Below are 21,673 nucleotides of genomic sequence, written 5' to 3'. Positions count from 1 at the left end.
ATGGCCGACAAGACACCCGAAGCCGGCTCCGAAGAGGCGATCCGCGCCTACAAGACGATCCTGTCGCAGGTCCTCGACCAGCGCCCGTCCGGCATGCGCCAGCGCCTAGCCGACGCGCTCGGCAAGCACCGCAGCTTCGTCACGCAGATTTCCAGCCCGGCGTACTCGATCCCGATCCCGTCAAAACATTTGCCGGCTATCTTCTCCGTCTGCCATTTCAGCCCGGCCGAACGCGACCATTTTCTTGCCGCCTATCATCAGGCGCATCCCGGAAAGATGTCGGTGGCATCAGGCATGCGTAAGACGCGGCATGTCTCGCTGATCGTTCCCGATTTCGGCGATGACAAACAAAATGCGGCGCTCGACCGGGCGGTCAACGATTTCATCCAGAAGATCACCAGCATCGCCGGCAAGGACGGGACATAGTCACGCCAAGTTCAGCTATTTCGGGAGGAGACGCCATGAAGAAGTTTCTGAATTCTGTGGACACGGTGCTGACCGAAAGCCTCGACGGCTTCGTTGCCGCTCATGCCGACATACTGGCGCTTGGCGACGAGCATAAATTCGTGCGCCGTAAGATACTCAAGCCGGGCAAGGTGGCGCTGATCTCCGGTGGCGGCTCTGGCCACGAGCCGCTGCATGGCGGGCTGGTCGGCCATGGCATGCTGGACGCCGCCTGCCCCGGCCAGGTGTTCACCTCGCCGACGCCGGACCAGATGCTGGCGGCGGCGGAAGCCGTCAACACCGGTGCCGGCTGCCTGTTCATCGTCAAGAATTACGAGGGCGATGTGATGAATTTCGACATGGCCGCCGAAATGTCGGAGGGCGTCATGCAAGTGGTGACCAATGACGACGTCGCGGTCGAGAACTCCTCCTACACCACCGGCCGGCGCGGCGTCGCCGGCACGCTGGTGGTCGAGAAGATCCTTGGCGCCGCGGCCGAGCAAGGCATGGCGCTGAAGCCGTTGAAGGCGCTTGGCGAACGCGTCAATGGCGCCACGCGCTCGATGGGTGTTGCGCTGACCAGTTGCACTGTACCGGCCGCCGGAAAGCCGACCTTCGATATCGGCGACGGCGAGATGGAATTCGGCGTCGGCATCCATGGCGAGCCCGGGCGCCGACGCGATGCGTTGAAGAGCGCCGACGCCATAGCCGAGGAAATTTGTGCGGCTATATCTGGCGATCTGGGTGACAGGGCAAAAGGTCCGGCGCTGCTTTTCGTCAACGGCTTTGGCGGCACGCCGCTGATAGAGCTCTACCTGATGTACAACAGCGCCCGGAAAATCTTCGAGAACACCGGCGTGACGGTCGCCCGATCGCTCGTCGGGTCCTATGTGACATCGCTCGACATGGCCGGCTGCTCGATCACACTGACCATGCTCGACGACGAGACGACCGCATTGTGGGACGCACCGGTATATACGGCTGCGCTGCGCTGGGGGATGTAGCACACGGCCAATGCCGCACTGTGGCTTAGGACAAAAAGCGGCCGTCAAAAAGCAAGCCCGCTTCGATGTGCGAAGCGGGTCTTTGCAAGAATCCCCAGAAACAGTCGGTGACAACACTGTCATGCGCCATGCCGAGCATTGTCAGGCCAGTGTAGTGGAGTTAGGCACACTGTTGCTTTGTTTACCTTTGGTAAGGTAAGGAATCCGGCGGGTTTTGGGAGAGCAGAACATGCGCTACAATTGGGATCGGGCGCCGACGGGTTTCGAACGTCACAGAAAGGCGCTGGCCGCTGCCTTGCTGATCGCCGGCGGTTTCGGACTCGTGCTCGCGGCGCTGCCGCTCTAGAACCAATCCGAATGGCGAAGTCGAGACCGCCTCGGGATGCCCTGGGCGCGAGCGGGCTTCAACGCACCTGGCCGGTCACCGCGATAAAGCGGCGGTCCCGTCCTTCAAATCCCTGACTGAAGCGTTGCACGAGCACGGCTAGCACTGCCGATTTGCCATCCGGGGTGAACGCATACGATTCCGACAGGCTGTAGGAAGTCGGGCAATTCCTCGAGCGGGGCACGGCTTTGTCCTCATGCAGCAGCTTGAACCGCTTGCCATCCTGTCCCAGCAGCGTCAGGCGGAAACCGAGCGCCTTGCCGGCCGTGGCGCCTTGCAGCGTCCCGTCGAAACTCGACGAGCAATCCGTCGTGCTCTCGGCTAGGGTCTGGTCGAGCTGGATGGTCGAGATGCCAAGCTCGTCATAGCTCGGCGAAAGCCATTTCTGCGAAACCTGCTCCAGGCGCGCAATGTCCTGGTAACCGATCATGTCGTCGGGAAAGGTGAACTTGTCCACGGCCGTCCGTTCGCCGCGCGGCGCGATGGCATATCGGGCGAGCAGAGGTGCCGCCTGCGCGGCTGCCTGTGCCCTCGCCTGCTCCACCGTCAGGGTCGAATCCTCGGTCTCATCGGCGATGTAGATCGGCTTGCCGCCGACGAACTCGTCGGTGCGTGTGTCGATGATGTCGATCTCCGACCAGCCCGAATCCGAAACACCGGCATCGAGCGTGCCGTACTGCTCGAAGGCGAAATAGTTGCCGTCCGGCGAAAAGCCGATAATGCGCCTCGCCGCCGCATCGCCTGCCTGAGCGGCAGAAGCGACCATCAAAAGCACCGCCGCCAACACGGCAATCTCGCATCGCAACTTCATTGCGCCCCGCCCCATTATGACCTGGACCATCGTGCCGGGTATTTGCGACCAAGGCGAGGTCGCCAAAAGACGAAATTGCACATGCTTGCAAAAACAGCATACGCTACTTCAAAGACAGCAAACATTCCTGGGGAGGAAGCTGGATGGCGTCACGCTACCACGAGGTCTATGACGGCTGGAAACGCGATCCGGAGAAATTCTGGGCGGATGCGGCCAAGGCCATCGACTGGTTCTCGCCTCACGACACCGTGTTTGATCCGAATGCCGGCGTCTACGGGCGTTGGTTTGGCGGCGCCTCCTGCAACACCTGCTTCAACGCCGTCGACCGCCACGTGGCGGGTGGCCGCGCCGATCAGATCGCGCTGATCCATGACAGCGCGATTTCAGGCACGATCAGGAAATTCACCTATGCCGAACTGAAGCGCGAGGTGGTCGCGCTGACATCTGTGCTGAAGAACCGCGGCGTCCAGAAAGGCGATCGGGTCATCATCTACATGCCGATGGTGCCGGAAGCGGCCTTCGCCATGCTTGCCTGCGCCCGGATCGGTGCCGTGCATTCGGTCGTCTTCGGCGGCTTTGCCTCGCACGAGCTCGCCACCCGCATCGACGACGCCAAGCCGAAGCTGATCATCTCCGCCTCTTGCGGCCTGGAGCCTGGACGCGTCGTCGCCTACAAGCCGCTGCTCGACAAGGCGATCGAGACGTCGCGGCACAAGCCCGAAGCCTGCCTCATCCTGCAGCGCGACCAGTTGCGCTGCGAGCTCAGGGAAAACCACGATATCGATTATGCCGACGCCGTCGCCCGCGAGCGGGCCGCGGGCGCCAATGTCGACTGCGTTCCGGTGCTTGCCACCGACCCGCTCTACATCATCTACACGTCCGGTACGACCGGCCAGCCCAAGGGCATCGTGCGCGACAATGGCGGCCACATGGTTGCGTTGAAATGGTCGATGGAGAACGAGTTCGGCGTCAAGCCGGGCGCGGTGTTCTGGGCGGCTTCCGATGTCGGCTGGGTGGTCGGCCATTCCTACATCGTCTACGGCCCGCTGCTGCACGGCTGCACGACCGTCATGTTCGAAGGCAAGCCGGTCGGCACGCCCGACGCCGGCACCTACTGGCGAGTGATATCAGAGCACGGAGTCGTCGCGCTGTTCACCGCGCCGACCGCCTTCCGCGCCATCAAGGGACAGGACCCAAAGGGCGAATTCGTCCCGAAATACGACCTGTCGAAATTCCGCACGCTGTTCCTCGCCGGCGAGCGCGCCGATCCGGAAACCATCAAATGGGCGGAGCAGAAATTGCACGTGCCGGTGATCGACCATTGGTGGCAGACCGAGACCGGCTCGCCGATGACGATCAACCCGGCCGGATTGGGCCTGCTGCCGGTGAAATACGGCTCGCCCGGCGTGCCGATGCCCGGCTACGACATCCGCGTGCTCGACGATGCCGGCCACGAAGTGCCGCGCGGCACGCTGGGCAATGTCGTGGTCAAGCTGCCGCTGCCGGCCGGCTGCCTGCCGACGCTGTGGAATGCCGATGACCGGTTTCGCCAAGCCTATCTCGACGAATTCCCCGGCTTCTACAAGACGGCGGATGCCGGCATGATGGACGAGAACGGCTATTTGTTCGTCATGGCCCGGACCGACGACATCATCAATGTCGCCGGCCACCGGCTGTCGACCGGCGCCATGGAGGAGGTGCTGGCCGCGCATCCCGATGTTGCCGAATGCGCCGTCATCGGCATCGCGGATGCAATGAAGGGCCAGGTTCCGCTCGGCTTCGTCGTTCTGAATGCGGGTGTCGCGCGCGACACCCGCGCCATCGAGACCGAGGTGGTCACCCTGGTGCGCGAGCGGATCGGCCCGGTCGCCGCCTTCAAGACGGTGGTGACGATCAAGCGCCTGCCAAAGACGCGCTCCGGCAAGATCCTGCGCGGCACAATGCAGAAGATTGCCGACAAGGAAGAATGGACGATGCCTGCGACCATCGACGACCCGGTCATTCTCGACGAAATCACCGCGGCGCTAAAGGGACGCGGAATCGGCCTGTAAAGACATCGGACCATCGACAGCTCGCCGGTAGCCAATTTGGCTATTGTGCAATGCAGCAAATCGCCATGCAGTTTTGTCGGGGCGCCCACCGACGATACGGCATGGCTCAGCAAAAAACCACATTTGGCGGCGTCGACATTCTTCGATTTCTCGCCGCTGTCCTCGTGATGTTCTACCACTATGGTTACTGGGCCTTTCCCGCCGGCGTTTCGGCACGGGCCACCGGCGGCATCCCGCCGCATCCGGAATTGGTGATTCTCGGCTCCGGACGGGTCGGGGTGCAGGTGTTTTTCGTCATCAGCGGCTTCGTCATCGCCTTCAGCGCCGAAAACTCCAGCCCCTTGTGGTTTTTCGAGGCAAGGGTGAAGCGGCTGGCGCCGGCGGTCTGGATTTGCGCGCCGATCACCGCGGCGGTGCTGCTCCTCGTCGGGCTCAGCTGGCCGACGGATGCCGTGAACCGGCTCGTCCGCACGGCATTGTTCGTTCCCTACTCCCCCTGGGTCGACAGCGTCTATTGGACCCTCGGCATCGAGATTGCCTTTTACGCCGTCGTCTGGACCTTGCTGTGGCTCGGCCGCTTCCATCTGATGGAAGTCGTGGCGATCGTGATCGGCATGGTCAGCACGCTCTTCTGGTGCCTGTATTATCCGCTTGACTGGTCGAACCTTGCCGAGACGCGTTGGCTCGCCCTGCTGCTGATGCATCACGGATGCTTCTTTGCGACGGGCGTCATGATCTGGCTGAAGCGCTTCAAGGCGGTGACGCCCTTCCGTCTTGTCCTCTGTGCGCTGTTTCTAGCCGGCTGCGTCCTGCAGATCGCCAGTTCGGTCGAAGAGCAGATGCCATACGCGCCACCGATCGTCTTCTTCCTCGTTGCCATCGCCCTGATGGCATGGTCGTTGCGGCTCGACCTGTCCTGGCGCGGCTGGCGCCGGATCGGCCTGATGACCTACCCTCTCTATCTAATCCACGATGTCGTCGGCGCGGCCATCCTCGGCGCCCTGATGCGTGCGGGAGTGCCATACCTGCTTTCGGTGTCGGGGCGACCCATGATCGCCGCAAGCTGGCTGATTGCTATCGAGGCCGAACCGCGAATCCGGCATCTGCTCGACCACACCATCTTCCGCTATCGTCTCAAGGCTGCGTAACGGCGCCGGCGTGTCACGCCGGTTCCTGGCTGCAAACGTCCTGCTGTGGAATGTGCGGCGCGAAGCATGGCATCCACGCTCTTTGCGTGGCATGACGACGCTCGGGGTCAAGCGAGGAGATCGACCAACGCATAGCGGACCTTTCTTCCCGCCGACCCTGTCGGCCTCACGCGCAGGCTGCCGATCATGGTCTGTTCGAGGGGCATTCGTGTCCGCTCACGCCGGCCTCGGGCCCGGTATGGACCTCCCTGCGCAGGACGACGACGATCTGCTCAATATTCGTCCCTATAGACCGGCCTCAGGTGTTCACCTTCGTCCGCGCTTCCGATTTTTCCAGGTAGTAGGACGAATATTTGTCGAAGAATTTTTCCGAGCCGCCGATCGATCCATACTTCGCCAGCTTCTTCAAGTCGACCTTGTTCAAGACGACGCCGACGATCTTGTTGGCGATATAGGGTTCCGAGCTCAGGATGGATTGCACCATCGCACGCGGCGTGCGTCCCCACTCGGTCACGAGCACGAAGCCGTCGGCAAGCGGAGCAAAGGCCTTGGCATCGACCACGGGGCCGAGCGGCGGCAGATCGACGATGATGTACTCGAAGGTTCCCTTGGCGTTGTCGATGAAACGCCGCATTCCGGCCGACGACAGAAGCTCACTTGTATGCGAGAAATGGCCGCGCGGGACGGCCGGGACGATCGCCAGCTTGGTCTGCCGGTCGATCTTGCCGACGGACTGCCAGGTCTGCCCGCTCACCACCGCTTCCATCAGGCCTTGCTCGGCCTCCATGCCAAGGCTGCGGCTCAGCCCGGGGTTACGCAGGTCGCCGTCCACGAGCAGAGTTTTCGATCCGTTGGCGGCAAGCAGTCCAGCCAGATTCGCCGCCACGGTCGACTTGCCCTCGCCGGGAAGGACCGAGATCACGCCAATGACCCGGCTGCCCTGCCCTTCCATCACGACGTCGAAGGCAATTTTGGCGCTGCGAAGCGTTTCGGAAAACATAGATGCCGGCGCGTCGATGCTCACCCGCATGCGCGCGCGTCTCTCAGCGGCCGACGGTGATTGGGCGGTTTTGACGTCCGCCTGAACGTCATCACGCTTATCGTCCTTAGCGACCTTGCTGCCAATTATCGGCAGGTAGCCGAGGAATTTGAGGCCGACGCGATCGCGAACGTCCTCGCCGGTCCTGAAGAACCGTTCCCTGAATTCATTCAGGCCACCAACCCCGGCGCCCATCATCAGGCCAAGCACAAGCGAAAGTCCCAGCACTATGGACGTGCGCGGGGTTGCCGCGGATTGCGGCAGCGTCGCGTCCGAGATGACGCGGATCTTGCCGACCGGGAAGGATTGCTGCTGGGAGGCTTCCTCGTAGCGGCCAAGGAACGTCTGATAGAGCGTCGAGAGCGCCGTTGCCTTCTGCTCCAGTTCACGCAGCTTGACCTGCGACTGGTTGTCGATGGAACTCTTGCCAGCCGCTAAGGCGACATTTGCGCGGAGCGCCGTCTCACGCGCGAGAGCGACTTCGTATTCGTTGCGGTAGCTTTCGGTCAACTGCTTCAGCTCGCCGAAAATCTGCGCCGATATGTCGGCCTTTTCCTTGGCAAGTGCGACCGCCTGGGGATGCTCAGCCCCGAAATTGGCTTCGATATCCTGCTGCCGCTTGGCGACAGTGAGATAGCGGGTCTTGAGCGTTGAAATGATCGAGTTGCTTGGCTGGTCGGCGGATATGGCGGCGTCCCTGAATGCGTTGTCCGAACCGCTTTCGACAATCGACTTGTATTGCTGGTAGCGGGCGCTGGCGCGGGCGGTATCGGCCTGCGCCTCAATGAGCTGGCCATTGAGGTCGCCGAGCTGCTTGTCGCTGATCAACTGGCCATCGTTGACGGCCAATCCATGTTCGGCCCTGAATTTCTCGACGGCGAGCGCCGCTGCCTGGGAACTTTCGCGAAGCTCCGTCAGCCGGCCTTGCAGCCAGACCGCCGCTCGCTCGGTCGCATCGAAGCTGGCATCGAGCTGGTCCGCGAGATAGGCGTCGGCATAGGCTTTGGTGATCGCGGTCGCAAGTGCGGGATCCGTCGCCTGATAGGCGATGGAGATCACATAGCTTCGACCGATGCGCTCGGCTTGCACCTCGTTTTGCAGTTTGAGGATCGCGTAATCGCGGCGTGACGAGGCAATCATCGCGTCACGCGTCGCCGGATCAAGCTGGGTAACGTCGGTGGTGCCCACGGCGGGGCTGGGACGGAAGTACCGGATCACACCGCGCACAAAACCGGCAGCCTTCGACACGGCCGACGTCGGAGGATACAAGAAAGCGTCGTTCTGATCGAGCTTCTGCTTGTCGACGACCACCGCCGCCAGCCTTGCCGAGTGGAGAATTTCGATCTGGCTCAGAATGGCGGAATCGGTTTGCATGCTGACCGACGCCGCCGAGACCTCGTCAACGACCTTGTTCAAGCCTTCGTCGATCAGCACACGGCTCGTTGCCATGTAGGTGGGAGGCGTGGTCTGCAAATAGAGCACGCCCAGAAAAAGACCGATGGCAGCACACGCCGCGACCACCTTTGCCTGCCTTGCTGCCATGCTGAGCAGGCGCTCGACATCGATGAAATCGTCGGCGTTGACTGGGTCCGAACTCGGCAATGGTTTCCTCTTGTCGAGAGGAAAATTGGCATAATTCATCTTCGGTCCAATTCTAGTTTGCATCTAGAGCGGCGGTCCCTCAAGTCGACCTGTGCCGCCGCTCTAATTCTTATTTGAGCATCGGATTTTCCCAAAACGGTTCTCCACTTTTGGGTCCGATGCTCTCGTTTGCAGGCGCTAAAGCAGGATCGGGAGCATCAGCACGTATTCATGCCAGACACCTTCATGCCAAATGGATCGGAGTGTGTCTTGGGTCACCATCCATAATTCTCCCAAAAAATGGGCATTATGCGGCTTCCACCCGGCGCTCATGCGATCGGACGAACTCCTGAAGCATCTCGAAGATCGGCCCCTTCATGTCGTCACGCGCCAGCGCGAAGGCGACATTGGCCTGGATGAACCCTTCTTTCGAGCCGCAATCGAACATCCGGCCGTTGAAGGGCTGGGCGAAGAAAGCCTGGCTCTGCGCAAGGCGAACCATGGCATCGGTCAGCTGGATTTCGTTGCCGGCACCGCGCTGCTGATTGCCGAGCAGCGCAAATATCTCGGGCTGCAGGATATAGCGGCCGTTGATGTAGTAGTTCGACGGCGCATTGGCTGGAGCCGGCTTTTCGACCATGGCGGTGACCTCGAAGCCCGAGCCGACATCCGCGCCGCAGCCGACGATGCCATATCTGCTGGTCTCGGTCGGATCGCAGCGCTCGACGGCGATGACATTTCCGCCGGTCTGTGCATAGAGGTCGGCAATTTCAGCGAGACATCCGCGCCCGCCGAAGGACACCATGTCCGGCAACAGCAATGCGAAGGGTTCATCGCCGATGACTTCCCGGGCGCACCATACCGCATGGCCGAGACCTTGCGGCGACTGCTGCCGGATGAAGCTCGTCGCACCAGCCACGGGAAGCAGGCTTTCCAGCGCCTGAAGCTGCGCCGTCTTGCCGGTCTGCTCCAAAGTCCCGATCAATTCGGGATGCAGATCGAAATAATCCTCGATGACCGCCTTGTTGCGGCCCGTCACGAAGACAATGTGCTCGATGCCGGCTTCGAACGCCTCGTCCACCGCATATTGCACGACAGGCCTGTCGACGACCGGCAGCATTTCCTTCGGCATCGACTTGGTCGCCGGCAGGAATCGCGTTCCAAGCCCCGCTACCGGTATGACTGCCTTCCTGACTTTCTTCATCGCTTATTCCTTCTGAGGAGATCGACTTCAACCTGTCGCAGGCCGCGAAACTGTTTTTCACCTGCCTGCACGTTTCACCTCCCCCGCACCCACGGCAAATTGCGCCGCCACCCTCCGCAGCCGGACGGCGATCGGCATGCCCATATGCCGAACCGCCGCCGGATCGCTGAGCGCCGTCCACACCGCCTTGAGCGGGGACCGCGCCTTGATGTGCTGGACCAGCGACAGGAATGACGCCGCCTTGCGCAGGCTGCGTGTGCGCCTTGCGAAAGCGGCCTCGGCCTTTGCGTCCATCGAATGGGTTCTGGCGAAAGCGAGGTCCGCCTTGCGCATCGCCTCGACGTGATGAAGTTCGAGCACGCGGGAAATGGAGCCGGTCCGGATATGGTAGACATAGCCGGTCGTCGGCTCGACCACGCATTTGCCGCCTTTGGCCAGAGCACTGGCCAGCAGGATGTAGTCTTCGCCGATGATCAGGCTTTCGTCATAGCGAAGCCCGTTTTCGTTCAGGAAGCGTCGCTGGAAGATCGGCTTGAGATAGCCGAGGTTGAACCTGGATTCGAAGACCACATTGCCGGCGATATAGTCCGCCAGCGAGATTTCACTTAAGCCCTCGAGATAGTCGGCCGGGAACATCGTCTCTTCGGCAACGCCGTCCTCGCGAACGACCTGGAGATTGTCGACCGCGATCTCGGCGCCCGCTTTTTCGGCGCGGTCAATCATGGTGCAGATTCGCCCGGGATAGATCGCGTCATCGGAATCGAGGACCGCGACCCACCGGCCGCGGGCAAGCTCAAGGCCGGCATTCCTGGCGCCGCCGGGACCACGGTTCTGTGCAAGGGCGACGACGCGCACGATATCCTCGGGATAGGCCCGCGCCAGATCGAGCGTCCGGTCGCGCGACTGGTCGTCGACGACGATCACCTCAACGCTGACATCACGCTGGGCGACGGCGCTGGCGATCGCCCGCTCGATGGTCAGCTCCGCATTGTAGGCGGCAATGACAAAGGTGACGTCAGGCTGCACGTTTGCCCCCTTCCTGCGGCGAGGGCAGGCCGTACTGTCGGATTTCACGCACGCCGACAAGACCGCTCACGACGCCGATATGCATGATGCCGCGAAGCACGCTGCGGTTCCTGCGCACGGGACTGATGGCGACCGGGATTGCCGATGCGAAACAAAAAACCGCCTTTACCGAGGCGAGGCCGACTTGCCTGACCAGCGCGAGGCCATGCGCATCGCGCCCCAGGAGGTGCCCATGCGTCTGCCCGACGCGGAACCGGCGGCGGCGGAGCCAGTCGAATGCGGCCCTGGCGCGCGGCACCACTTCATCGACCCAGGCCTGCGGCGAAAAGGCGATACGACCGCCGGCCTTGACCATATGGTCGAAGAATTCGGTGTCCTCGCCGCCGGTCTGGCCACGCGCCAGGCTGAACCGCCGGCCGCGGAGGCTGTCGGCGCCCGTCCTGAGCAGGACGTTGCAGGTGTAGCCGGTGCGGATCTCGCCGCCCACCCAGACCGGCAGGGTGGAGTGGAAATCGCCGCGGCGCATCCAGTCGGGCGCGTCCGGCCGATAGCGCGCCCGCACGGGCCCGAGCACGGCGGCAGCGCCACTCACTTCCGCCGTCGCAACCAGTTCGGCGAGCCATCTGGACGATGCCGTTTCGTCATCGTCGAGGAAGGCGACGAAATCCGCCATGCTGGCGTCAAGGCAGGCGTTGCGGGCGATCGAGATGTTGCGCGCCGGGCAATGACGATAGCTGATCGGCAGCTTCAGCGTCTCCGCCAGCGTCGCCACCAGCAACTCGGCCGTCGGCCCGTCATCATTGTCGGCGACGATGACGCGGATGTCGATTCCCGAAGGCACCTCCAGGGCGGCTATGGAGCGGAGCGTGTCGGCAAGCTCCGGCCGCCGAAACGTGCAGACGCAAATGTCGATGCTGCGTTTTTTTTCGGCCACACCCGTCACGCTATCCTCCTACGCTGCGATCGCGGTCCAAGCAGCTGCAGCCAGAAGCCGACCGACCAGCCGAAATGCATGACCATCGCCGAAATCCCGGCAAGCGCACTGTCCGGATTGCGCTGGCTGATGGCGGTCCACACGCCATAGCCGAGACAAACCGACGCCCACACCAGAAGCGGCACGACCGCCAGCCAATGCACGAAGAAAAAGGCAGAGAGAAGGACGACAGGGAACACCAGGAGCGGCACCATCTGTCGGAGCTTCGGTATCATGCGGTGCTTGAGAACGTTCTTTGCGCGACCGCGGCCATAGCCGAGATACTGGAAATACAGGCCGGCGAGCGACGCGCGCGGGTAATAGATCATTTGCGTCTTGCCGCTCATCCAGATTCGGTAACCGGCCTGACGGAGCCGATAGTCGAGCTCCGCATCCTCGTTGTGGCTGAACGTCTCGTCATACCCGCCCACCGCCTTGAAGGCCGATATCCGCATCAACGCATGGTGGCCGTGATCGACCCACTCGCCCGCCGAGAGATGCCGATGCTTGGAGCCGCCCGTGCCGAGCTTGGAATTCTGTGCGGCCGCCACCGCTTTCTGCACCGTGCCGCTGCCGCTGGTCAGCATGGAGACGACGACCGAATCGGCGCCAGTAGCCAGCGCCTCCTCGACCAGCCGATAGCAATAGTCCGGGGGGTAGCCGCCATGCGCGTCGATGCGAATGAGATATTCAGCCCCCTCGCCGTAACTGGCGACGGCTAGATTGATCGCCGCGCTCTGGAGGCGCTTTTCATTGTGAAGAAGGATGATCCGCGGATCCTTCCCGGCAATCTCCTCGACGATCGTCCGTGTGCCGTCGGTGCTGCCGCCATCGGCAACGACGATCCTGGCGCCGAGCCTCTCGGCCGCCGGTCGAAGCTCATGAACAAGCGCACCGATGTGTGCCGCTTCGTTCAGGCACGGAATCACGATCAGGCTGGGCGCAAGCTTTTCGGTTGGCGTCATCGGCCCATGTCCATCCCTAGCCATCCTAAGCCAGTGCCTGGGCAGCATACGGACCCTGCACAACCGTCAACCCGCGAAGCTTCTCGACGAGCGCCCGGCAATCGCTGCGATCGTGGCTCCAGGTTCGCGGATTGCGGGCAAGAACACGCGCCCGCAATTTCCCGAAACGATGCTCGTCCATATCCCCCAGGGCGGCTTCGAGCGCCTCGGGCGTGGCTTGAGGCAAAAGAACGCCGATGCCCTGCCGGTCGAGAAACCGGCCAGTTTCAGTGTTGCCCATCGAGATCGGCACAGCGCCGAAGCGGCCGCCCTCATAGAGGCGGTTGGGCAGCAGCCATTCGGAATTCAGCCCCTGCTCGAAAAAGTCGATGGCCCAGGAAAAATGAACCTCGCGGTAGATCGCCGCCATATCTTCGGGGTTCCGATAGGGCCCGCCAAACGAAAGCCAGGGCTCGGCTTCGACAAAATCGTGAAAATCCGGAAATTCGGAAAGCGCGGGGCGGCCCCTGAGAATGATTTCGAAGCGACCGTCGAGCCGTCGGGAAAATTCGGCCAGAAGCTCCAGGGAGCGGCGGCACCGGAGTGCACCGAACCAGCCGATCCGCCAAGGCGGAGCGCCGGGATCATCCGCCACTATGCGATCGTCCAGCGAAACCGCGGCAGGCTCGAAATATTTGTTTTCGAGCAGTTCGACCGGCGCGGCAATCTGCCCGAACGGCTTGAAATAGTTGTCGATAAACGCCGGCGAACTGGTCACCAGCAGCTTTATGTCCCTGGCAAGATAGCGCTCCGCGCCGCGCATCGCCTTGCCCAGAAAATCGTCGCGAAGCACCAGGCGATGGATGTCTAGACACTCATACACGATCGGCACCGTCGCCTGGAACGCCGATCTGGCACGCCGGGCAAGCGCCAGCATTTCCAGGTTGCGCGCGACGATGAGGTCGGGTCTTGGCATCGAACCGAGTTTCGAGCCGATCGAGACCGCAGCCTTTGTGACCGCCGCCAGCCGCTGGACGAATCGGCCGTCGCGCGTCGCGCCAAGATCGATCGGCTGCAAGCCCTCGACGTCAGCCATCGGGCTTGCTGTCCGACGGAAGCCCGCCAGTGTGACCTGGGCGCCGCCTGCCTTGAGCATTATGATCCGCCGGCGCACGGCCGGGTCGGAGACGTCGTGTACCAAGTACAAGACATGCAGCATGAAAACTCGACCGCTGTTGGCCCGCCCGCAAGAATCCTAGTCCAGCTCGTGCTGCATCGCAACATTTTTGGTGCAGCGTAGCAGAAATCCACGTTTTTTGTTGCGCTGCAAAATCGATGGGTTAATCTCGCTCTGCTTGGGCCGCATGGACCGCGCGTTGACCTGCCACTGGGCTGCGCGCCAATAATCACGACGCGAGACCATCCTTGGCGTGCAGCATCTTCGGCCAATCCACCCCAATCCGCCCACTCGGCACGCGTCGACCGAACCGCGGGACCTACTTACGAAATGAGGTCATTCCATGAAGATCGCGGTTGAAAACACCGTCTGCCTGAACACCGGGGATGCAGCGATCCTCCTGGCGATCCGCCACGTTTTCAAGACGATCGTGCAGGACGATATCCAGTTCTACGTCTTCGACAGCCAGCCGGAGGTGGCGGCGAGGCTCTACAGGAAGAAAGAGTATCCGGATCTCGAATTCCACAAGCTGCTGTCGGAGTCGCGGTTCCGCTACAAATACGGCAGCGGGCTGAAGAACCTGTTCAAGCCGATCTACAACCGGCTCGTCCTCAACGCCCTGCGGCGGTTCGGCACCGGCGGCGTGCTTCGGAGTTTTTGCAGCCCAAGCAATCGCCGTGGTCTCGACATCTACAAAGACGCCGACCTCGTGGTCACGACAGGCGGAACCTATCTCGTCGAGACCTACAATCTGGAACGGCGCCTCAACCAATTCCGGATCGACGCGATACTGGGCAAAGACCCCGTCTTCTTCACGCAATCGCTTGGCCCGTTCAACAAAAGTTACAATCGCCAAGAGTTGAGCCCGATCTTCGACCGGAGCCCGCTCATCCTGCTGCGCGACGAGCGTTCGAGAAACCACATTGTGGACATGGTGAAAGACCCCGGCAAATGCCACGTCGTGGCCGACGCCGTCTTTGCCCTGGCCGATACCGACAGGATCGGAAATTTTCTAGCCTCCGGCCAGTCGGCAGCGGTCACCGGCCGAGTCGCCATTTCCGTGCGCCACTGGAACTATGTCAGCGACGGCGAGGGCGGCATGCGCCGCTATATCGACTCGATCCGCGAGATTGCGACCATCCTTGTCAGGGACCACGCCAAGGAGGTCACCTTCGTCTCCACCTGCCAGGGGGTGCCGGAATACGCCCATGATGATTCCAAGACGGCGCGGGCGATCGTTGCCGAGCTCGATCCGGAGATCGCCAAGCATGTCAGCGTGGACGCTTCGTTCCACACGCCGGAGCAATTGATGGCCCTGGTGAAAGGCTTCGATTTCGTCGTCGCAACGCGCATGCACATGATGATCATGTCTCTCTGCGTCGGCACGCCGGTGCTGCCGATCGCCTATGAATTCAAGACCAAGGAACTCGCCAAGCGGATCGGCGTCGCCGACCTGCTGCTCGACATCGACACGGTGACGCCCGAGGAAGCGAGCGAGAAGCTCGGCAGACTTACCGCGAATCTCGACCTCTATCGCAGGACGAGCCTTCAGGCAGTGCTTGAGGAGCATGCGTCGGCGATGTCGGCAGGTGAGCTTTTGAGACCGGTAATCGCTCGCCTAGCGGGCGTTGCGCATGGCGCTGGAAAGCGTGGTGAACAGGGCGCTGCGCGACTGTCGCAGGGCAAGCATGAGGATCAGGCCGATCGAATAATTGAGGGCAACCGCCAAGACCACCGCGAGCAGGTCTGACTGGCCGGTCAGCGATGCCGGCAGCCATCGGTACACGGACCAGGCAAGCAGCGACGACACGATGAAAAGCCCCTGCATGATCAGGAAGTCGGCTGCGGTCACCGGGCCGACCCGGTGGACCAGGACGGCAAGCACTGGGACGCGCAGCACATAGCCGCTGATTGCGTAGGCCGCCGCGACGCCGACGGCGCCCCAGTGCAATCCGATGATGAAGGCGGCGACCGTCGTCAGCGACGAGTAGATGCCCCAGTGGAACATGGTCTTGGTCTTGCCCTGGCAGATGAAGATCCATCCGGTGGTGCTTGAGACGGACTGGATCAGGCTGGCGATGCCCAGCCAGGCGAAAATCGGCGCCACCGCTGTCCAGCGCTCGCCGAAGAGAAGCCCCACCACCTGGTCCGACGTCAGCGTCAGCGCCGCGATGCCGGGCATGGTGACGGCCGCCAGCATCCAGTTGGTTCGCACATAGATGTCGCGAAACCGCGCCTTGTCCTCATGAATGCGGCTCAGCAGCGGCACCATCACGCGTGTCAGCGGCTGGTTGATGTTCTGCAGCGGAAACAGCAGGAGCTTGTAAGCGCGGTCATAATAACCGAGCTCGATCGGGCCAGAATATTTTCCGATCAGAATATTGTCGAGATTGCGCGAGAAGAAGTTGGCCAGATTGAAGCCGGTGAGGTTGGCGCCGAAAGACAATATGTCGGTATCGACCTTCAGGTCCGGCCGCGACGGCGTCCAGCGCGCCACCTGCCGTGCCGCCGCTAGTGCGACAACGGCAGAAACCGCCGGGCCGATGACCAGCGACCAATAGCCCAGCCCCGCATAGGCCGCGACTGCGGTAGTCGCGAGTCCGGCGGCGGCGGCAATCACGTCGTTCAGCGCGAGCTGGCCAAAGCGCAAATGACGGTTCATCAGCGCCAGCGGCACCGCGGCGAGGCTGCCAAGAAGCAGCGGCAAGGCAGAGCCGATGGTAATCCCGACCATACGTTGATCGCCATAGAAGGCAGCGATGGCGGGCGCCAGGCATGCCACCACCACGGCACTGCCCAGCCCAACCAGCGCACTGATCCAGAATACCTGGTTGAGCTGCTCTGCGCTGATATCCTTGCGCTGGACCACAGCCTGCTGGAGGCCAAGGTTCTGAAGCAGCCCGACAAAGGCCACGATCGGCGCGACGGAAGCCACTAGGCCGAAATCCTCCGGGACAAGCAGACGGGCAAGCACAATCACCGAGAGAAACTGAATCGCCATCTTGAAGCCTTGCGCGCCGATCGTCACCACGCCGCCGCGCAGGGCGACGCGACCGAACTGGGGGGGCGGGTTGGCGTTCATGCCGGGTGCCTGGCTTCGGCCAGCTGCGTGACGATCTGCGCAAAACGCTCGTTAAGCGCGTCCGCGTTGAAATCCTGCTCGATCTTGCGGCGCGCCGCACGTGCGATGCGCTCGCATTTCTCCGGGTTCTCGGCCACCCAGACAAGCTTGCGGGCCAACGCCGCAACGTCTCGCTCCGGTGCGAGGAAGCCTGTCTCCTGATCCTCGATCAGCTCGGGGATGCCCGAGTGATAGGTGCTGACCACGATCAGCCCGGCGGCCATAGCTTCCATCAGCGCCACCGGAATACCCTCGAGATCGCCGTCCTGCGCAGCAACGCTGGGCAGCAGGAACACATGGGCATCGCGCAGGCGCTGCTTGACCTCGGCGTGCGGGCGCGGCCCGAGGAAAGTCACGCGGTCGGCAATGCCAAGATTTAAGGCGAGCTTCTTCAACTCCTCCAGCAATTCGCCGCCGCCAATCACCGAATAGACCCAGTCGCGCCGCGGCAGGCTGGCGAGGGCGCGAAGGGCGAATTCGATGCCCTTCTTTTCGGTCAGCCGGCAGACGGAGATGAAGGACAGCGTGTCCCGGTCCCAGGAACGCCAGTGGTAGTCGATCTCACCCGGCCGCACACCCATATGGTGGACCCTGACCTGCGCGGGCGGCGCGCCGACCCCGATCAGGGCGTCGCGGAAAAACGCATTCACCGGCAGTTGGAGAACGCCCTTTTCGAAGACGACCTTGTAGCGCGTGAGCGTGTTGTCATGCAGCGGTTCGCCGACATCGCGGCCGTGGAATATGGTCACCAGCGGAGCTGAAATCCTGCCTCGTTTCATGGCGCGGGCGACGCGCATGCCGTTATTGCCGAAATGCGCGACGATCACGTCGGCGTTCTGCAGCTTGCGCGCAAAGGCGATGTCGATAGCGGTCGAGAGTTTATCCCAGAACCTGCCGGACCATCTCCTGAGCGTCGGGCGAAAGCGCCCCAGTCCGCCCCACCAGCAGACGACCTTCCCAGGCAGCGCCTGCCAGCAGCGATCGTCGATGTTGCGATCCTTGCCGAAGGACGTCTCGTTGCAGACGACGCCGACTTGCATCCCGCGCTCAAGGCACCCGGCTATCTGGTCGAGGACGAATGTCTCCGACAAAGAGGGGAATTTATCAACTGCGAAGCAAATCTTCATTGAGTGGACGATCTTTCGAGGCCGGTCGGCGATCTGCTCGCGCGGATAGAGGCTGACGCCCGTCGCCGTCGTGCGAGGCGCCTCAAGCGTCTGGTGTTGTGGGTGTCGTTGTCCCAAAGCCATCCCCTTGGGTCAGGCGCAAAGGCAGGCTTCTGGGCAACGTGTATGCTCTTGGGCGAAATGCATCAGGCGGCACGCTCCAGCGCGCCTTGCCTGGCGTTGTCGAGAACACCGAGGAAGGTCGCGAACTGGCTGTCGGGGTTCATTTGCGGTCGCTCCGAAAACAGCTGCGCCGCCGCCGACAGCTTGTCGTACTCGGCCTTGTCGCTCCATAGCCGCCTGACCGCCGCGACCCAGTCGTCGAGCGGTGCGTCATAGTCGAGCACCACGCCGCCGGCGCCAATCGCTTCCGGCAGACCGCCGCGCCGGGACCCGACGACCGGAATGCCGCTGCAATGGGCCTCGGATGCCACCCGCCCCCAGGCCTCTTCCCATTTGCTCGGCGCCAGCAGGATCTTCGTGCGGCCATAGACCGTCTTCATGTCGCTGGTGCGGCTTTCCAGCCTGACGTTGCGCAGCGGCGCGATGGTCTGTTCGATCTGCGCCCGGTGGTCGTCGTCGAGCTTCCAGCTTTCGACGAACAGGAACGGGATTTCGGGGCACTGGCCGGCAATACGCACGGCGAGTTCGAACCCTTTTTCATTGTAGGGGTTGATCAGCGTGACGAATTCGCCGGTCGTCGGCGTGCTGTAGAGCCCGGGATTGATGGTCGGCGGGATCACGGTCGAATCGATTCCGAACTTTTCCTTATAGGTGCGCGCGGTGAATTCGGAATTGGCGATATAAAGCGCCGAATGCAATTCGCGCAGGTCGCCGGCCAGTTCGTGGAATTCGACGTTCCGCAGATAAACCACCAGCGGCATGCCGAGCGCCTGCAGCGCTTTTCCGATCGGCACCGATTTGTGGCACTGCACGACGGCGACATCGGGGTTGAGCCGTTCGACGGCAAAGCGCGCCGCTTGCCAGGGAAACCACGCCCGCACCACCGGGTAACCGGGGTAGCTGTCGATGACCGCACGCTGGCGAAGTAGCTTCATCTTGGCGCGCGCCTTGAAGCCGAACATGCCATCACCGAACAGCGCCGCCAGAACTGAGGCGTCATGACCATGCTCGCGCAACTGCTCGACCAAATGGTGCGTGCTCGACTGAACGCCACCGCTGAACTGCGGTGTGTAGCCATTGCCGCCTGCAAACAGAACTTTCATGGACCTGGCTCCTTGCTGGACAGCCCTATCGTCACGCCGCCATCCTGCCGATCGAGTGATATTCGATGCCGTAGCGAGCGATGACCTTGGGGTCGTAGAGGTTTCGGCCGTCGAAGATGATCGGCGTGACCAGCGCATCCTTCATCGCGTCGAACGACGGCGCCTGGAAGTTCTTCCACTCGGTGGCGATCATCAGCGCATCGGCGCCACGCAGCGCTGCCTCCTTGGTGCCGCACAAGAGCAGATCCTCGCGCAGTCCGTAGATGGCCTGGCATTCCTGCATCGCCTCGGGATCGTAAGCCTGCACTTTGGCGCCCGCCTTCCAGAGCGCTTCCATCAAGACACGCGCCGGCGCCTCGCGCATGTCGTCGGTATTGGGCTTGAAAGCCAGGCCCCACAGCGCAAAGGTCTTGCCCTTCAGATTGCCCTTGAAATAGCGGTTCACCTTGTCGAACAGGACCGACTTCTGTTCGTTGTTGCGTTCCTCGACCGCGCGCAGCAGCTTGGCATCGAATTTGACGCCTTCGGCGGTCTTGATCAGGGCGCGCACGTCCTTGGGGAAGCATGAGCCGCCATAGCCGAGGCCCGGATAGATGAAGTGGTAGCCGATGCGCGGATCGCTGCCGATGCCCTTGCGGACCTCCTCGATGTCGGCGCCCAGCTCCTCGGCCAGATTCGCCATTTCGTTCATGAAGCTGATCTTGGTCGCCAGCATGCAATTGGCGGCATATTTGGTGAACTCGGCGCTGCGCACATCCATCACGATCATCTTCTCGTGGTTCCGGTTGAATGGAGCGTAAAGCTCACGCATCACCGCCTCGGTATCCTCACTGCCGGTACCGACGATAATGCGATCGGGCTTCATGCAGTCGGCCACCGCGGAGCCTTCCTTGAGGAATTCCGGATTGGAGGCGACGTCGAAAGTCAGATCCTCGCGGCCCCGCGCCTTCAGCGTCGCGGCGATCCTGGCCTTTATCTTTTCGCAGGTGCCGACCGGCACCGTCGACTTCCCGACGACGATCTTGGGCGCGTCCATCTCCCGGCCGATGGCTTCGGCAACGGCCAGAACATATTTTAGGTCGGCCGAACCATCCTCGCCCGGAGGCGTGCCGACAGCGATCATCTGGATCTGGCCATGCTTGACGGCGGCCGCGGCATCGGTGGTGAACTTGATGCGGCCGGCTGCGTGGTTCTCCTTGACGAGATTTTCGAGCCCGGGCTCAAAAATCGGGATGAGACCCTGATTGAGCCGCTCCACTTTTTTCACGTCGATGTCGACGCACATCACCTGATGTCCGACTTCGGCAAGCACCGCCGCCTGCACGAGACCGACATAGCCAATTCCAAAGACCGTCAAATTCATTTGATTTCATTCCTGTTCAAGACTTCGGAGCGCTTTCGGTCCGGCCGGTTCAGATTAGTCTTTACTTTACGCTGCATACCAGCGATTCCGGAAACTGGCACGGCTGGCCGAGCGCCGTGAAGGCGACGCGGTCCACCTGCAAGGTAAGCTTGCGGCCCGGATCCGAAAACGGCCCCATCCATTCCTTCATCGTGTCGCTGCCCCAGAGGCTGAAGAATATCTTTTGCGCATGGGTGGGCAGCTTTGCCGGATCAGTGATCGTGTTCATCAGTTGGCCGTTGACGTACCAGCGCAGCCGGTCCTTCTCCCAGACGAAGGCGTAGTCGTTAAAAGCCTTGTCGGCGCCGCCAGCTACATCCACCAATTTCTCGTTGTTGCCCTTGCCGGCTACGTACGCGTTGACCTGCACCTTGGAGGTGTCCTTGGTCAGCACCTCGAAGTCGATTTCATCCCACGGCTGCTTGTCAGTGGGGCCGATGTAAGTAAAGAAAGCGGCGTTGATGCCGGAGCCCGCATCGGTTTTCATCCGCGCCTCATAGGTGCCATAGCCGAAGCGCTGCTTGGTCTGGACCTCGCCACAGGCAAAGTCACGATCCTTTAGTTTCTGCTTTTCGAAACCGAGCGTCAGCATGCCGTCGGAAAGCCGGACCTGGCTTTTGGACCAGGTGCAGTTCTGGTGCTTGCCGTTCGTCCAGCCGTCGGCAATGTACCAACGCGCACGATCGAAGCTGGTGAAATCATCGACGAACGATGGCGCAGTCGGGATCTCCTGCGAATGGGAAGGGGTCGGGCCTGCAACCAGGCTGCCGAGTGCGAGCAGCAGAAACGCGCCGCCCGAACATAGCTGCCTCAGGTTTCCTTGCCTGATCGAGCGCTTGAACGGCCTGCCGCCGGTTGCTGGGGTGGACGTGCTTTTCGGATCCGCGTTCATACCAAACTCACCTTTGTGCTGCGCCCCCAACCCAAAGTCGACGTTCAAACCATGACGAAACGAGCTGACCTTGACCTTC

General features: G+C 62.0%; 16 protein-coding genes and 1 pseudogene. 5 read left to right on the top strand and 12 right to left on the bottom strand.

Annotation, left to right across the window (positions count from 1 at the left end):
- Together NKH36_RS01915 and dhaK are read left to right on the top strand one after the other, a co-directional pair.
- Nucleotides 1-426, top strand: coding sequence for a hypothetical protein (locus tag NKH36_RS01915; protein WP_352958415.1), 426 nt, complete (start codon nt 1-3; stop codon nt 424-426).
- A gap of 35 nt (nt 427-461) precedes the next feature.
- Nucleotides 462-1,448: a dihydroxyacetone kinase subunit DhaK gene (gene dhaK / locus NKH36_RS01910; RefSeq protein WP_352958414.1), complete on the top strand. Its 987-nt coding sequence runs from the start codon at nt 462-464 to the stop codon at nt 1,446-1,448.
- Between the two features lie 404 nt (nt 1,449-1,852).
- On the opposite strand, the gene NKH36_RS01905 is transcribed toward dhaK, so the two are convergent.
- On the bottom strand, nt 1,853-2,644 hold the full coding sequence (locus NKH36_RS01905) for a DUF2259 domain-containing protein (protein WP_352958413.1): 792 nt from the start codon (nt 2,642-2,644) through the stop codon (nt 1,853-1,855).
- Between the two features lie 143 nt (nt 2,645-2,787).
- On the opposite strand from NKH36_RS01905, the gene NKH36_RS01900 reads away from it, so the two are divergent.
- On the top strand, nt 2,788-4,695 hold the full coding sequence (locus tag NKH36_RS01900) for a propionyl-CoA synthetase (protein ID WP_352958412.1): 1,908 nt from the start codon (nt 2,788-2,790) through the stop codon (nt 4,693-4,695).
- Between the two features lie 101 nt (nt 4,696-4,796).
- Nucleotides 4,797-5,843, top strand: coding sequence for an acyltransferase family protein (locus NKH36_RS01895; RefSeq protein WP_352958411.1), 1,047 nt, complete (start codon nt 4,797-4,799; stop codon nt 5,841-5,843).
- A 298-nt stretch (nt 5,844-6,141) separates the two neighbouring features.
- Here NKH36_RS01895 and NKH36_RS01890 read toward each other — a convergent pair whose 3' ends face one another.
- The 6 genes from NKH36_RS01890 to NKH36_RS01865 form a co-directional block, all read right to left on the bottom strand.
- Complete coding sequence (locus NKH36_RS01890; protein ID WP_352958410.1) at nt 6,142-8,523, bottom strand: polysaccharide biosynthesis tyrosine autokinase; 2,382 nt, start codon at nt 8,521-8,523, stop codon at nt 6,142-6,144.
- Between the two features lie 247 nt (nt 8,524-8,770).
- On the bottom strand, nt 8,771-9,667 hold the full coding sequence (locus NKH36_RS01885) for a UTP--glucose-1-phosphate uridylyltransferase (protein WP_352958409.1): 897 nt from the start codon (nt 9,665-9,667) through the stop codon (nt 8,771-8,773).
- Between the two features lie 57 nt (nt 9,668-9,724).
- Nucleotides 9,725-10,693, bottom strand: coding sequence for a glycosyltransferase family 2 protein (locus NKH36_RS01880; protein ID WP_352958407.1), 969 nt, complete (start codon nt 10,691-10,693; stop codon nt 9,725-9,727).
- Nucleotides 10,683-11,636, bottom strand: coding sequence for a glycosyltransferase family 2 protein (locus NKH36_RS01875; protein ID WP_352958406.1), 954 nt, complete (start codon nt 11,634-11,636; stop codon nt 10,683-10,685). The genes NKH36_RS01880 and NKH36_RS01875 overlap by 11 nt, the downstream gene beginning before the upstream one ends.
- Entirely contained in the window at nt 11,633-12,631 is a 999-nt protein-coding gene (locus NKH36_RS01870; RefSeq protein ID WP_352958405.1) for a glycosyltransferase family 2 protein, read from the bottom strand. Before NKH36_RS01870 ends, NKH36_RS01875 begins: the two co-directional genes overlap by 4 nt.
- Nucleotides 12,632-12,656: 25 nt before the next feature.
- A complete protein-coding gene (locus tag NKH36_RS01865; RefSeq protein WP_352958403.1) occupies nt 12,657-13,829 on the bottom strand; it encodes a glycosyltransferase family protein in 1,173 nt (390 codons plus the stop codon).
- 301 nt (nt 13,830-14,130) lie between these two features.
- Here NKH36_RS01865 and NKH36_RS01860 point away from each other — a divergent pair.
- Nucleotides 14,131-15,183: pseudogene (locus tag NKH36_RS01860) on the top strand (polysaccharide pyruvyl transferase family protein); the annotation flags it as partial.
- A 222-nt stretch (nt 15,184-15,405) separates the two neighbouring features.
- Here NKH36_RS01860 and NKH36_RS01855 read toward each other — a convergent pair.
- The 5 genes from NKH36_RS01855 to exoK all read right to left on the bottom strand — a co-directional run bounded on the left by NKH36_RS01855 (nt 15,406) and on the right by exoK (nt 21,594).
- Nucleotides 15,406-16,869: a lipopolysaccharide biosynthesis protein gene (locus tag NKH36_RS01855; RefSeq protein ID WP_352958401.1), complete on the bottom strand. Its 1,464-nt coding sequence runs from the start codon at nt 16,867-16,869 to the stop codon at nt 15,406-15,408.
- Complete coding sequence (locus tag NKH36_RS01850) at nt 16,866-18,035, bottom strand: glycosyltransferase (protein ID WP_352958465.1); 1,170 nt, start codon at nt 18,033-18,035, stop codon at nt 16,866-16,868. Before NKH36_RS01850 ends, NKH36_RS01855 begins: the two co-directional genes overlap by 4 nt.
- Before the next feature lie 185 nt (nt 18,036-18,220).
- Nucleotides 18,221-19,300, bottom strand: a complete 1,080-nt coding sequence (locus tag NKH36_RS01845; protein WP_352958400.1) for a glycosyltransferase — start codon at nt 19,298-19,300, stop codon at nt 18,221-18,223.
- A gap of 31 nt (nt 19,301-19,331) precedes the next feature.
- Nucleotides 19,332-20,663 carry a UDP-glucose dehydrogenase family protein gene (locus NKH36_RS01840; protein ID WP_352958399.1) on the bottom strand — a complete coding sequence of 444 codons (1,332 nt, stop codon included), beginning with the start codon at nt 20,661-20,663 and terminating at the stop codon, nt 19,332-19,334.
- 61 nt (nt 20,664-20,724) lie between these two features.
- A complete protein-coding gene (gene exoK, locus NKH36_RS01835; protein ID WP_352958464.1) occupies nt 20,725-21,594 on the bottom strand; it encodes an endo-1,3-1,4-beta-glycanase ExoK in 870 nt (289 codons plus the stop codon).
- Nucleotides 21,595-21,673: the final 79 nt, after the last annotated feature.

It is taken from the genome of Mesorhizobium sp. M1312 (genome assembly GCF_040318115.1).
Classification (GTDB): domain Bacteria; phylum Pseudomonadota; class Alphaproteobacteria; order Rhizobiales; family Rhizobiaceae; genus Mesorhizobium.
The sequence above is the reverse complement of the archived record's forward strand: the minus strand, read 5'-3'. Positions and strand labels throughout refer to the sequence as shown.